The organism is Acidovorax sp. DW039, assembly GCF_037101375.1.
Taxonomy (GTDB): Bacteria; Pseudomonadota; Gammaproteobacteria; order Burkholderiales; family Burkholderiaceae_C; genus Acidovorax.
On the sequence record NZ_AP029019.1, the window covers coordinates 1,554,357 to 1,567,688 of the forward strand.

10 protein-coding genes are annotated in these 13,332 nt (G+C 62.2%); 2 read left to right on the plus strand and 8 right to left on the minus strand.

The genetic code is table 11. The features are described from left to right. Positions 1–19: 19 nt before the first annotated feature. The 6 genes from AACH87_RS07045 to AACH87_RS07070 all read right to left on the minus strand — a co-directional run bounded on the left by AACH87_RS07045 (position 20) and on the right by AACH87_RS07070 (position 7,622). A complete protein-coding gene (locus tag AACH87_RS07045; RefSeq protein ID WP_338798059.1) occupies positions 20–838 on the minus strand; it encodes an ABC transporter permease in 819 nt (272 codons plus the stop codon). A 3-nt stretch (positions 839–841) separates the two neighbouring features. Then, positions 842–1,858: an ABC transporter substrate-binding protein gene (locus AACH87_RS07050; protein WP_338798060.1), complete on the minus strand. Its 1,017-nt coding sequence runs from the start codon at positions 1,856–1,858 to the stop codon at positions 842–844. A gap of 50 nt (positions 1,859–1,908) precedes the next feature. Next, positions 1,909–2,904, minus strand: a complete 996-nt coding sequence (locus AACH87_RS07055; protein WP_338798061.1) for a LacI family DNA-binding transcriptional regulator — start codon at positions 2,902–2,904, stop codon at positions 1,909–1,911. A 161-nt stretch (positions 2,905–3,065) separates the two neighbouring features. After that, positions 3,066–3,575, minus strand: a complete 510-nt coding sequence (gene lspA / locus AACH87_RS07060; protein ID WP_338798062.1) for a signal peptidase II — start codon at positions 3,573–3,575, stop codon at positions 3,066–3,068. Next, on the minus strand, positions 3,575–6,451 hold the full coding sequence (gene ileS / locus AACH87_RS07065) for an isoleucine--tRNA ligase (RefSeq protein ID WP_338798063.1): 2,877 nt from the start codon (positions 6,449–6,451) through the stop codon (positions 3,575–3,577). The genes lspA and ileS overlap by 1 nt, the downstream gene beginning before the upstream one ends. Positions 6,452–6,572: 121 nt before the next feature. Then, on the minus strand, positions 6,573–7,622 hold the full coding sequence (locus AACH87_RS07070) for a bifunctional riboflavin kinase/FAD synthetase (RefSeq protein ID WP_338798064.1): 1,050 nt from the start codon (positions 7,620–7,622) through the stop codon (positions 6,573–6,575). Between the two features lie 222 nt (positions 7,623–7,844). On the opposite strand from AACH87_RS07070, the gene AACH87_RS07075 reads away from it, so the two are divergent. Beyond that, a complete protein-coding gene (locus tag AACH87_RS07075) occupies positions 7,845–8,402 on the plus strand; it encodes an HNH endonuclease (protein ID WP_338798065.1) in 558 nt (185 codons plus the stop codon). Between the two features lie 74 nt (positions 8,403–8,476). Beyond that, positions 8,477–9,418 carry a bestrophin family protein gene (locus tag AACH87_RS07080; protein WP_338798066.1) on the plus strand — a complete coding sequence of 314 codons (942 nt, stop codon included), beginning with the start codon at positions 8,477–8,479 and terminating at the stop codon, positions 9,416–9,418. A 225-nt stretch (positions 9,419–9,643) separates the two neighbouring features. Here AACH87_RS07080 and AACH87_RS07085 read toward each other — a convergent pair whose 3' ends face one another. Further along, on the minus strand, positions 9,644–10,957 hold the full coding sequence (locus AACH87_RS07085) for a tetratricopeptide repeat protein (RefSeq protein WP_338798067.1): 1,314 nt from the start codon (positions 10,955–10,957) through the stop codon (positions 9,644–9,646). Between the two features lie 278 nt (positions 10,958–11,235). Next, positions 11,236–13,278 (minus strand): ATP-binding protein, encoded by a 2,043-nt coding sequence (locus tag AACH87_RS07090; RefSeq protein WP_338798068.1) that lies wholly within the window; start codon positions 13,276–13,278, stop codon positions 11,236–11,238. Positions 13,279–13,332: the final 54 nt, after the last annotated feature.

A 13,332-nucleotide genomic window follows, 5' to 3' on the forward strand; every position in this document is an offset into this window, starting at 1 on the left:
AAAAGAGGTGAATGAGGTGCTACCACGCAGCGCGCCCGGAAGCCCGCCGCGCCATCCACAAGACCAGCCAGGTGATGAGCCCCAGCGTGACGGACAGGCTGGCCGCCAGCGCAAAGTTGGCGTAGTTGGTGAACTCGTTGTAGATCGTGATGGGCAGCACCTCGAATTTGGTGGACAGGGTGAATGCCGTGCCAAACGCACCCATGGCCGTGGCGAACACAATGGCCCCGCACGCCAGGGTGGTGGGCCCCAGCTCGGGGATCCACACATCGCGTGCCACCTGCCAGCGGGATGCGCCCAGGGATCGGGCCGCCTCTTCGAGTTGGGGGTCCATGGCCCGGGCGGCGCCCGTATACGTGGCAATGGCGCGGGGCAGAGAGAAATACAGGTAGGCGATGAAGAGCCCGGCCAGTCCGTAGGCAAAGGTGGTGCGCCCGGCGCCGAGGGACTCCATGAGGTCCGCCACCACGCCTTGCCGCCCGCCGAGCAGGATGATGAAGAATCCGACGATCACCCCCGGAAAAGACAGTGGCAAGGTGAGCAGGGACAGCAGCAGCTGCTGGCCCCTGAAACGCTGGCGTGCCAGGGTAATGCCCACCAGGGCACCCAGCACCAGCGTGCTCAGCGTGACGACGGCCGACAGGCCCAGCGTTTGCAGCAGACTCTGCAAATACCTGCCGTGGGTCAGCACGGCTGCGTAAGTGGCCCAGCCCTGGCGTGCAGGCAGCGCCATCAGCAAGGCGGCGGGCAGCAGCCAGAAGGCGGTGAAGAAGGCCACGGCAGGCGCAGCGCAGGCCAGCAGCATCGTGCGTGACGGGGCGAAACCTCCGTGGCGCATGGCTTACTGCACCTCTTTCAGGTAGCGGTCAGAGAATGCCTTCTGCACGGCCGCCATGCGGGCGTAGTCCACCGTCTTGGCGCGGGCATATTCCGTGGCGGGCAGAAAGCGGGCCTGCACTTCCTTGCTCATGGCGCTGGCACGCACGGGCCGCAAATAGGCGTTGGCCCAGATGGCCTGGCCTTCGTCTGACAGCACGAAGTCCAGCACCTTCTTGGCGTTGTCGGTGTGCGGAGCGTTGGCCACGAGGCTCATCACGTAAGGCACCACTACCGTGCCCTCGGCGGGGATGACGAACTGCACGTTGGCCTTGTCCTTGTATTTGGCGCGATAGGCGTTGAAGTCGTAGTCCAGCAAGATGGCAATCTCGCCCGAGAGCACGCGTGCATAGGAGGTCTGCTTGGGCACGATGGGCTCGTTCTTCTGCAGCGCCTTGAAGTAGTCGATGCCGGGGCCAAAGTTATCGAGCGTGCCGCCGCGCGCCTGGTTCGCCGCCACGGCACCCACATAGCCGACGAAGGCCGAAGCGGGGTCGAGATAGCCGATCAGGCCTTTGTAGTCAGGCTTGAGCAGATCCGCCCAGGACTGGGGCACCGGCTTGCCCTTGAGGGCGTCCACGTTGACCATGAAGCCCAGCGTGCCGGAGTGGATGGTGAACCAGTGGCCTTGCGGATCTTTCAGTCCGTCGGGGATGTCCGCCCAGGCGGCAGGTTTGTAGCTGGCAACCACGCCGTCCTTTTGCGCCTGGATGGCGAAAGTCACCCCGAGGTAGGTGACATCGGCCACCGGACTCGCCTTCTCTGCCACCAGCTGGGCGAGTGATTGGCCGGAGTTCTTGTTGTCGGGCGGTACCGTGACGCCTGTCTTGGCTTTGATCGCCTTGAGCTGAGTACCCCAATCGGCCCATTCAGGCGGGCAGTTGTAGCAAATGGCGTTCTGGGCCAGGGCAAGGCCTGCTGTCGCGGTCAGGCCCAGGGCCAGCAGGGCATTGCGGATGTGTTGTCGTGCGGTGGTGTGCATGGAAGACTCCAAACGGGTGAAGGAAAACGAGGGTTTGAAAAAGGAACGATTCAGGGCGCTGGGGCACACGACTCCCCCGTGCGCCATTGGTGGGCGAGGGTGATGCTTTGATGGGCTTGCAGCGGTTCACCCCGCGCCAAAGCCTCCAGCAGCAGGCTGACGCTGCGTGCCCCCATGTCGGCGTTGGGCTGGGCGATGGTGCTGAGCATGGGGGTGAGCTCCAGCCCTAAGGCAATGCCGTCAAAGCCCACCACGCTCAGATCGTGTGGAACCCGCAGCCCCATCTGGACGGCTGCCCGGATGCTGCGAATAGCCAGCAGGTCGTTGGAACACACCAGTGCCGTGGGGCGATGGGACCCTTGCAGCAGCGCCTGAATTTGCTGGGCTGCGGCGTGGATGAATGGCACCTCGAGCACCAGGGGGGTTGCCAGCCCTGCCTGGGCCATGCCCTGCAAAAAACCCTTGCTGCGCTGCTGTGCCCGGTCTGATGCCGCCCTGTGCCCGCACACCATGGCGATACGCTGGTGGCCCAGTGTGTGCAGGTGCGTTACCAGATCCGCCACGGCCTGTTCACTGTCGACGGACACACAAGGGTGATCGGGGTGCCGGTTGTAGATGAGGGCATAGGGCACCCCACGGCTGGCAAGTTGCTGCAAGGCCTGCGATGCGCCGGGACTGGAAACCACCAGCACCATGCCATCCACATTGCTGGCCTGCAGTTGCTGTACCGCATGCTCTTCACGTTGCAGGCTGTATTCGGTGGTCATGGGCAGGATCGCATAGCCCTTGGCGGCCGCAGCTTGCGCAATGCCTTCCAGACATTCCGCGAAAACCGGGTTGATAAGGGTGGGCAGCACCACGCCGATGACCCGGCTGCGCTGCGAACGCAAGGTGCGTGCGCTGGCGTTGGGCACGTACCCCAGTCTTTGGGCGGTGCGCTCAATCAGCGCACGGGTCGCCGGGGCAACTTGGCCCGGGCTGTTGAAAGCCCGCGACACCGTGGCGACCGATACGCCCGCTTGCTGGGCGACTTGCTGAATGCTCATGAAATCTCTGCACAGGACGGATGCATGTAAACGATTTCATTGCACCGCAGCGCCATGACGGTGTGATGACACCGAGCGGTCTTGCACGCAGCGTGCAAAAAGCAAACGGCCCGCACGTGGCGGGCCGTTCAGCAAGTCAAGTGTGTCTGAGCTGCGCGTCTTCAGCGTTCGCGCCGGGCGCGCATCAGCTCATCCAGAATCAGGCAGATCGCCCCCATCGTGATGGCCGAGTCGGCCACGTTGAAGGCCGGAAAGTGCCAGCCCATGGCATGGAAGTCCAGAAAGTCCACCACGTATCCGTGCATGAGCCTGTCCACCACATTGCCCACTGCCCCACCCATGATGCTGGCCAGCGCAAAGCAGAACAGCTTTTGTGTGGGGTGCTTGTAGAGCTGCCAGATGATGAAAACACTGGCCACCACGCCGATGCCTGTGAACAGCCAGCGCTGCCACCCCCCTGCGTTGGACAGGAAGGAGAAAGCCGCGCCGGTGTTGTGGGCACGAACGATATTGAAGAAGCCCGTGATGTGCGTGGCTTCGCCCAACTGGTAGTTGCGCAGGATCAGTTCCTTGGTCCACTGGTCTGCCGCCATGATGATGACGGCCCACACCAGGCACAGCGCGATGGTACGGCCAGGGGATCCCTTGCCTGCGGTATCGAGCGCGACCATCAGGCACACACCCGGCTTTCACCGGCTCCGTACAGGTTGCTGGTGCAACGGCCGCAAATGGTGGGGTGGGCGGCGTCTTGTCCCACATCGTCGCGGTAGTGCCAGCAGCGTTCGCACTTGGCGTGGCTGCTGGGCGTGACGCTGGCGGCCAGGGTTTCACCTTCGGCCAGGGTTGCGGCGGAGGTGATGAAGACGAACTTGAGGTCTTCTCCCAGGCTTTGCAACGCCTGCAGCAGCTCGCCACCGGCAGTCACGGTCACTTCGGCCTGCAGGGATGCGCCCACCTTGCCGTCGGCCCGCAGGGCTTCGATTTCCTTGTTCACCACTTCACGGGCGGCACGGATGCGGTCCCACTTGTCCAGCAATGCGGTGTCGGTGGCACCGAAGTCCCAGAACTTCTCGACAAAGATGGTTTCGGATTTGCCGAACACCTTCCACGCTTCTTCGGCCGTGAACGACAGGAACGGAGCCATCCAGCGCAGCATGGCGTGGGTGATCTGGTACAGCGCGGTCTGCGCGCTGCGGCGTGCCAGGCTCTTGGGTGCGGTGGTGTAGAGGCGGTCCTTGAGCACGTCGAGGTAGAACGCGCCCAGGTCTTCCGAGCAGTAGACCTGCAACTTGGACACCACAGGGTGGAACTCATACACCTGGTAGTGCGCCAGGATGTCGGCCTGCAACTGGCTGGCGCGGGCCAGGGCGTAGCGGTCGATCTCCAGCAACTGGTCGGCGGGCACGCTGTCGGTGGCCGGGTCAAAGTCGCTCACGTTGGCCAGCAGGAAGCGCAGCGTGTTGCGGATGCGGCGGTACGCATCGACCACGCGGGCCAGGATCTTGTCGTCGATCGCCAGGTCGCCCGAGTAGTCGGTCGAGGCGCACCACAGGCGGATGATTTCCGCGCCCAGCTTGCCGCTCACCTCTTGCGGCGAGACGGTGTTGCCCAGCGACTTGCTCATCTTCTTGCCCTGGCCGTCCACGGTGAAACCGTGCGTCAGCAGGCCGCGGTAGGGCGCGCGGCCAAAGATGGCGCTGGCCAGCAGTAGAGAGCTGTGGAACCAGCCGCGGTGCTGGTCGTGGCCCTCCAGGTACAGGTCGGCCTCGGGACCCGTCTCGTGGTGCATGGTCCCGTGCGTGCCGCGCATCACATGCCAGAAGGTGGAGCCCGAGTCGAACCACACTTCCAGAATGTCGGTGCTCTTGGTGTAGTGGGGTGCGTCGTCTGCGCCCAGTATTTCCTCGGGCGTCACGCGGCTCCAGGCCTCGATGCCGCCCTTCTCGACGATGGCCGCAGCCTGGTCGATGATCTCCATGGTGCGTGGGTGCAGCTCGCCCGAATCCTTGTGCAGGAAGAAGGGCAGGGGCACACCCCAGCTGCGCTGGCGCGAGATGCACCAGTCGGGTCGGCCCGCGATCATGTCGCGCAGACGGCTCTTGCCGTTTTCGGGGTAGAAGCTGGTTTGCTCGATGGCCGCCAAGGCCGTCTGGCGCAGCGTGCCGGGAGCCTTGTCGGTGGTGAACACGCCCTCGCCTTCGTCCATGCGCACAAACCACTGGGCAGCGGCGCGGTAGATCACGGGCGTCTTGTGGCGCCAGCAGTGCGGGTAGCTGTGGACGATGTCCTTGGTGGCCATCAGCCGGCCTGCATTGCGCAGGGCCTCGATGATGGTGGGGATGGCCTTCCAGATGTGCTGGCCGCCAAACAGCGGGAAGTCGGCCGCATAGGTACCGTTGCCCTGCACGGGGTTCAGAATGTCGTCGTACTTCATGCCGTGCGCCACGCACGAGTTGAAGTCGTCCACACCATAGGCGGGCGAGGAGTGCACGATACCCGTGCCGTCGGTGGCGGTGGCGTAGTCGGCCAGGTACACGGGCGACAGGCGGCGGTAGCCATAGCTGCCGTCTTCGCTGGCCACGTCGTACAGCGGGTGTTCAAACTCGATGCCGCCCAGCTTTTCGCCAGGCACGGTGGCCAGCACCTTGCCTTGCAGGCCCCAGCGCTCCATGCAGGCATCCACCAGGGTTTCGGCCAGCACGTACAGGCCGCGCTCGGTTTGCACCAGGGAGTAGGGCAGCTCCGGGTTCAGGTTCAGCGCCTGGTTTGCGGGAATGGTCCAGGCGGTGGTCGTCCAGATCACGGCAAACGCATCTTGCGTGAAGGCGGGCACGCCAAAGGCTGCTGCCAGTGCGGCAGGGTTGTGGGCCTTGAAGGCCACATCCAGCGTGGTGCTCTTCTTGTCCTGGTATTCGATCTCGAACTCGGCCAGCGAGGAGCCGCAGTCAAAACACCAGTACACAGGCTTGAGGCCGCGGTACACATAGCCCCGCTCCATCACGCGCTTCAAGGCCCGCAGTTCGCCAGCCTCGTTGGCGTAGTTCATGGTCTTGTAGGGGTTGTCCCAATCACCCAGCACGCCCAAGCGCTTGAAGTCGGCCATCTGCTGAGCGATCTGCTCGGTGGCAAAGGCGCGGCTCTTGGCCTGCATTTCGTCGCGTGGCAGGTTGCGGCCATGGAGCTTTTCGATGGCGTTCTCGATCGGCAGGCCATGGCAGTCCCAGCCGGGCACGTACAGCGCGTCAAAGCCTTCGAGCTGGCGCGCCTTGGTGATCATGTCCTTGAGGATCTTGTTGACCGCATGGCCAATGTGCAACTGGCCGTTGGCGTAGGGCGGGCCATCGTGCAGGATGAACTTGGGCGCGCCGCAACGGGCGTCACGCAGCTTTTTGTAGATGCCTTTGTCTTCCCACTCTTTCACCCAGCCCGGTTCACGCTTGGGCAGGTCGCCCCGCATGGGGAAGGCGGTGTCGGGCAGGTTCAGGGTGGCGCGGTAGTCCACGGCGGGCGTGCCGGACGTGGGGGTGGAGCTGGCTTGATCGGACATGAGTAGACCTTAGAGCGGTGCAACCCGGGACGTACCCGGTGCGGAAGCGGGAAGAGGCTGAAAAAAGCGGGGCAAGAGGAGGGTAGGCCCGCATGCGCGGGCGCTGCGCAAAGGCAGCCCTCTAAATTCGGTCGCGCGTCGTCTGGCGCCGGGTTTCGGTGTGAGAAGGGGCGTTGGCCGATGCGAAGTACGCCCGTGCATCAGCACAGTCCTTGGCAATGCCCTTTGTCAGGGCATCGAGACCGTCGTACTTGAGCTCGTCGTGCAGTTTGTGCAGAAGTTCCACGCGGATGATTTTACCGTAGGCCCCTTCTGCCCCCAGGCTGTCGGGCCACCGCAGGCAATGGGTTTCCAGCAGAACACGCCCACCGTTCACATCGTTGGGGGCCAGCGACGGGCGCACGCCCAGGTTGGCAACGCCGGGCAGCGGCTCGTCACACAGGCCGTGCACCAGCACGGCAAAGATGCCACTGGCGGCGGGTTTCCAGTGGGCAAAGCGCAGGTTCAGGGTTCGGAAACCGTCTTGCCCGCCCGGCGTGCTGGCTCCCAGTTCGCGGCCCAGTTTGCGCCCGTGCACCACATGGCCGGAGATGGTGTAGGGGCGGCCCAGCAGTGCAGCGGCGGCCTCCATATCACCACGTCCCAGTGCCTGACGCACGGCGGAGCTGGAAACCCGCAGCCCGCGCACCTCGTAGCTGTTCATGCGGGCCACGTCAAAGCCCTGGGTTTGCCCGGCGGCGTCCAGCATGGCGTAATCCCCTGCACGCTGCGCACCAAAGCGGAAATCGTCACCCACCAGAACGTAGCGCGCCCCCAGCCCCTGAACCAGCACTTCATCAATGAAAGCCTGGGGTGTTTGTGCCGCCAGTCTGGCGCTGAAGGGGAGCACCACCACCTGCTGCACCCCGCAGCGCTCCAACTCGGTGAGCTTGTCACGCAGGGTGCCAATGCGGGCTGGGGCCAGTTCTGGCTTGTGCAGGGCTCCGGCAAAGTAGTCCCGCGGATGGGGCTCAAAGGTGAGCACACAGCTTTCCACCCCCCGGTGGGCCGCTTCGTTGTTCAGCAGTGCCAGCATGGCCTGGTGGCCTCTGTGCACGCCGTCGAAATTACCGATGGTCAGCGCGCAAGCGCTGGCGATGCCAGGGTGGTGGAATCCGCGAAAGATCTTCATCGGCTTGTTATCTTTTTGATAGCAGCTTGCGCACGTGGATCAAGCGCAAGACGCCAATTTGTCATGGAAAAAGAGTATATTGTGACCGAGGCATGCCTTGCCCGCGTCCCCAGCCCTGCTGCGGCGGCGCCAAGGCCTTGCGGAATGGCACCAGCGCAGTGCCTTCCCCCGAGACGTCCGAGTTCCGAATCCTTGTGTAGCGAAAGTTCCAGGAGGCGTGTTTTGAAGGTCTTGAAGCTGTCAGCCCAGGGGCTGCCCCAATCGTGGATCACGTTGGAGCAAGCCGTCATCCATTACGCCGCAGGCGAGGTGCGCTGGGAGTCCGGCGCGCAGATTGCATGCTTTCGCGGTGGTCACAATGCGCGCACGGGCGAGCAGTCCGTGATTGCCGTCAACAGCATCATCGGCACCAAGGGCGTGCCGCGCATCAATCCGTTTGACTTGAAGCCAGGCCTCACCAACAGCAAGCTTTTCGCGCGTGACCGGAACATCTGCGCCTATTGCGGCGGGCACTTTCACGAGGACGAGCTGACCCGGGAGCACATCGTGCCGTTTGCTCACCACGGGCAGGACCACTGGATGAATGTCGTCACCGCCTGTCGTGCCTGCAACCACCGCAAAGGGCCCCGCACCCCGGAACAGGCGCACATGCCCCTGCTGTATGCCCCTTACGTGCCCAGCCTGTGGGAGGACTTCATCCTGCGCAATCGGCGCATCCTGGCCGACCAGATGGAGTTCCTGCTGGCCCATGTGCCCAAGTCGTCGCGCTTGGCGGCGTAGCGGTAGCTGCAAGACCCTGAACTGCGGGAGTTGCTGAATCCCTGTGGGAAAATAAGGGTTTACCCTGTTTTCTCATGATTGTTCGGGACCGCCCCTCCGGGCTGCGATTGTTCTTGCTGCTGCGGGGCTCCATCCTCCAGCGTATCCGGTGGACGCTGCTGTTCAACACTCTGCTGGCTACCGCCGTGACCTTGGCCCACGGCAGTCTGTTCATCTTCAAGATCACGCTGACCCCCATCCCGTTCACCCTGATGGGACTGCCACTTGCGATTTTTCTGGGCTTTCGCAACACCACGGCCTACGACCGCTACTGGGAAGGGCGCAAGCTGTGGGGCGAGCTGGTGCTGCGAACACGCAACCTCTCGCGTCAATGCCTGAGCCTGATTCACGACAGCCAGCCCATCGAGCCTGCGAACCGGGCGGGAGATGTGCGTGTGCGCATGGTGCACCGTGCCATTGCGTTTGTGCATGCCCTCCGGCTGCATCTGCGTGCCCAGACGGACGATGCGCTGCTGCAGCGCTGGCTGCAGCCCGAGGAGTGGCCTCGCGTGCAGTCATCGGCCCAGCGGCCCGACGCCATCATGCAAGGTATGGGGCGTGATCTGGCCTTGTGCCTGCGCGAAGGTCGCGTTGACCCCTGTCTTGCGGCAAGCATCGACAGCACTCTGTCTGCCATGACTGCGTCAGCCGCGTCCTGCGAGCGCATCCGCAACACGCCCGTACCGTTTTCGTACACGCTGCTTCTGCATCGCACCGCTTACCTGTACTGCTTTCTGCTGCCGTTCGGTCTGGTGGACACCACGGGCTTCATGACCCCGTTTGTAGTGGCCATCGTGGCTTACACCTTCTTCGGCCTGGACGCCCTGGGTGACGAAATTGAGGAACCCTTCGGGCTCGAGAGCAATGATCTTCCGCTGGACACCCTTTGCCGTGCAATCGAAATCAACTTGCGGGAGTCCCTGGGTGAAACCCATTTGCCGGAGCCCTTGCTGCCCGTGGATTACCTTCTGACGTAACTCACCCGCCACTTAGAGCGGCTAACAAAACTCCCTTGGCGTCGTTGTTCCGTCTTGTCGTACCCGGCGTACTGCCTGCGACGAAACGCCTAGCCAAGGCCGCTACGCTGAGTTTTGTTAGCCACTCTTATCACCCCATGAAAGCAAAAAGGCCCACCGTTTCGGATGGGCCTTTTTGCTGTCTCGCTGTGGCCTGCATTTCGGCGCACAGCGGCTCTCAAAAGATCAGGCGGCAGGCTTGTGTGCAGTCACCACAAAACCTTGCACAGGGGCACCGCCTTCGGTGCGCAGGGTGGTCTCTTCCACAGCAACGTCATCGAAGCCCGCCGCGCGGCACAGTGCTTCCACGTGGCTACGTTTGTGTGCATAACGGCCGCTGGACTGCAGCACCAGGTCAGGCCCGGATTCGCTGGCCGTTTCACACGAGAAGATCAGCTGTCCATCTGCGGCGAGGATGCGCAAAGCATTGGGGATGGCAGTTGTCAGATCGCCTGCATAGATGAACACATCCAGTGCCGTGATGACCTGGTACAGGCCATCGGGCGTATCGCGCAATGCATCGTGCAGATTCACCGTGTGGAAACGGTCGTATACGTTGTGGCGGGCGGCTTGCTCCACCATCTTGGTCGACAGGTCCACACCGATGAGGTAGCCGGACAGAGGCCCCAGGCATACCCCCAGCAGCCCAGTGCCGCAGCCCAGGTCCAGCAGGTTGAGGTGCTTGTCGGGGTAGCGCGCCAGGATCTTCTCTGCAATCTGCTTGGGCAGCTGGTACTTCAGGCCGCGCACCATGTGTCCGTCATAGACATCAGCCATGCTGTCGAACAGGCCACGCATCAATGCGGCGGGTTGCTGCGCTGGTGTTTCGCCCTGCGTCAACTGGGCGTAGTACTGGTACACCTCGTCCTGTGGCGCCAGTGCCAGCAGTGCCTGCGCATCTGCTTGCGCTTGTTCTGGCTTGCCAGCGGCCAGAAGAGTCTGCACGCGGCCCACCAGAGCCTCATGGTCAGAGGGGTTCTCATCGATGAGTCCGCCCCACACCTTCAGCGCCTCTTCGTGTTGGCCTTGCTCGCTCAGGTCGCGTGCAAGCAGTCTGCGCAGCATGGCGTCGTTGGGGACCAGTTCCAGGCCACGGCGCAGGTGTTTGATAGCCATCTCCGTGTGGCCTGCGCGGTGGGCAATATCCACCACCCCTGCCAGTACGGTCAGATTCTGGGGTTCAAGCTTGGCAACTTTCTCTGCGGTCTCGATGGCCTCGGCAAACTGGTTTTGGCGTGCCAGCAAAAGCGCCAGTTCCAGCTGTCCTGGGCCCCAGTCGGGGGACAGGGATACCGACTTGCGCAGCGCTTCAAAAGCACCCTTGATGTTCCCGGACTTCTCAGCCAGCAGGCCGCCGAGCATGAAAACGCGGGGGTCCTGCGGCCACTGCTTGTTGGCCTTGTTCAGCGTGAGTGCCGCATTTTTGAGATCGCCCTTGGCAATTTGCTCGCGGGCTTTTTGCAGGTGTTTGAGATTGGGGTCGGTCGCGGTAACGCTCATGGGTGCATGGGTCGCTGAAAACAGGCCTTTGAACGGGGTCGCAGGTTACTGCCAGGCTTAGCTGCGCCTGTGGATTGGCATGAAACTCTGGATTATCCAGGATTCCTTTCTTCGACCAGGGATCCTCGGCGCGAATCGAGCGACAAGAGTAGGTGCGTGACGGATCAGGATGGTCTGAAAGATGCGAAACGCAGCCATAGCTGGTGCGAGCATTTGCACCGCTGCAGACCACCCGACTCCGCAGATGTATACCGCTCAGTGATTAATGCTGAGGATTCCTAGCGTGGAAGGCGCTGCGCGGCAATCGTCATGATGAAGCACGAGCCATGGCCCAGTTGCGATTCGACCGAGATGTCGCCGCCGTGCAAGCGGGCAATTCTGCGAGCCACCCACAAACCCAGCCCGAAACCTCGCGTCTGGTCTGTGCGATCCCCCCGCTCAAACTGCGTGAAGATCTTGTTCATCACTTCTAGCGACATGCCCGAGCCGTCATCAGCCACCGTAAATTCCAGCAGACCGGCGTCATTGCGGCTGGCCGCAATGAAGATTTCTCCGGCCTTGGCGTATTTCACTGCGTTGTCCACCAGGTTCGACAAGGCAATCCGCACCAGCGCTGCATCGCAAATCCACTCGGCAGGTGCTGCTTGTGTGAATAGCTTGAGCTGGTGCTTGGGTGACCAGCGCACGAGCTGCGCGGCATGCTCCAGCATGTCGGGCACAGACGTTTTGGAGGGGTGCAGGTGAAAGCCCGCGCTCTCCATACGATCGTTGACAAGACAGCTGTCGATCATGGAGGTCAGTCTCCGGCAGGCTCTTCTGATCTGATCGGCGCGCGTGGTTTGGTTCTTCAGATCTTCGGAGGGAAAGGTCTGCTGCTCTGCTGCGGCGCTATCAATGACCGCCAACGGAGTCCTGAACTCGTGACTGATCATGTTGAAGAATTGATGCTGCTCTTGCCGCAGTGCTCTCTCACTTTGCAAGGCCTCTACCAGCGCCTGCTGAGCAAATGAAAGCTCTGCGGTTCGCAGTGCAATCCGGTCCTCCAGGCGGTGTTCAGATTCTGCGAGTCTTGTGATCGCTTGATCCTTCGCCGCAATGGCTCTGGTGTATCGGCGCACCATGCCCAAAAACACTGCGAAAGCCATCAGGAAGGTGAACAGCAGCGCTTCCCCCTGCCACAAAGATGTGGCATCAACGTCCCATTCGGAGTGCCCGAGCATGAGGAGTGCCAGCGGCCCTCCGCTGACAGTGTGGAGTCCGTAAGCCATGAGCAGGACAGCATGCTGAAGCCGATGCCGTCCGCTGAGCAGCGCTTTCAGGCTCAGGGTCACTGCGATCAGGTCGCAGATAAGCAGCGAAACCAGGTGCATCCATGCAATGTCACCGTAAAAGTTCAGCGGAACGCTGGCCATGCAAAACACATTGAACAGAGTCAGCGCAACCAGGAATCGGTCTGTTCTGTGATGAGGGGAATGGGCTGTGAGCTGAATGCGGACTTGCCATGCCACCGCCGCAGCGATGGCAAACGACCCCAGGCTGACGGCATGACTGGCCCATGCCGTCAGTGACGTTGGTATCCATAGGCTTGTGTATCCCCGCACATTGATCAGGTGCGCAGCGCTCACGATGCCCAAGATGGCCAAGGCCTTGAGCGGCGGGGCTTTGAAGATGGTGGCTGCTGCCACCAAACCCAGCAGTAGTGCGAGCAGTGCACCGAAGTACAACCCTTGATTGCGTTCTGAGTCGGCGAGCACCCTCTCCAGCGTTTTGTCGGAGAGGATCTTTCCCTGAAACTGCATGGCACTCGTCGTCTTGATCCTGAGCAGTACGGTGCTGCCCGGAGTGAGGCGGAAAAGGTGCTGCCGGACATGGCGCTTTTGGTCCGCAGGGATCAGGTCGCCGCTGAACTGAGCACGCCAGTCGGGTGCCGAGGGACTGCGCTGGTACAGCGTTACTTCGTCCAAATAAGTTGGCTGCGCCAACAGCCATAGATGATCATCCGCATCTGCGGAGTTGAATTCCGGGACCTGAAAGCGCAGCCATACCGCGTGGCCGAGATAACCCGCGCTCAGTGATTTAAGCAAGATGCTCCCCGGCATGGTGGAGGCGGGCGGAACTGTGTCTGGCGTCCATGCACTTGCTACATCGTCGATGCGTTCCATCGGTACCTCCCAGCCCAGCCGGAGATGAATGTCGGAGTCCATTTCCACGGCCTGTCCGACCATGCACAGGAGGCTCACAAACATGAGGCACAGCGTTCTCATCAGGCCCCTGAACGGAGAAGTAATCAGTGTTGTGAGTTTTTGTGAGTTCTTGTGCATGGCCGGGTTTGTTCAGGGCTGGGACAATCTTACGTATCAACTTGTCACTCTCTG

Bases quoted from the DNA above. Each gene is read 5' to 3' on its own strand.
- AACH87_RS07070 (WP_338798064.1), bottom strand. From the start codon at position 7,622: ATGAAGATCTTTCGCGGATTCCACCACCCTGGCATCGCCAGCGCTTGC.
- AACH87_RS07055 (WP_338798061.1), bottom strand. From the start codon at position 2,904: ATGAGCATTCAGCAAGTCGCCCAGCAAGCGGGCGTATCGGTCGCCACG.
- lspA (WP_338798062.1), bottom strand. From the start codon at position 3,575: ATGGTCGCGCTCGATACCGCAGGCAAGGGATCCCCTGGCCGTACCATC.
- AACH87_RS07080 (WP_338798066.1), top strand. From the start codon at position 8,477: ATGATTGTTCGGGACCGCCCCTCCGGGCTGCGATTGTTCTTGCTGCTG.
- AACH87_RS07050 (WP_338798060.1), bottom strand. From the start codon at position 1,858: ATGCACACCACCGCACGACAACACATCCGCAATGCCCTGCTGGCCCTG.
- AACH87_RS07090 (WP_338798068.1), bottom strand. From the start codon at position 13,278: ATGCACAAGAACTCACAAAAACTCACAACACTGATTACTTCTCCGTTC.
- AACH87_RS07045 (WP_338798059.1), bottom strand. From the start codon at position 838: ATGCGCCACGGAGGTTTCGCCCCGTCACGCACGATGCTGCTGGCCTGC.
- ileS (WP_338798063.1), bottom strand. From the start codon at position 6,451: ATGTCCGATCAAGCCAGCTCCACCCCCACGTCCGGCACGCCCGCCGTG.
- AACH87_RS07085 (WP_338798067.1), bottom strand. From the start codon at position 10,957: ATGAGCGTTACCGCGACCGACCCCAATCTCAAACACCTGCAAAAAGCC.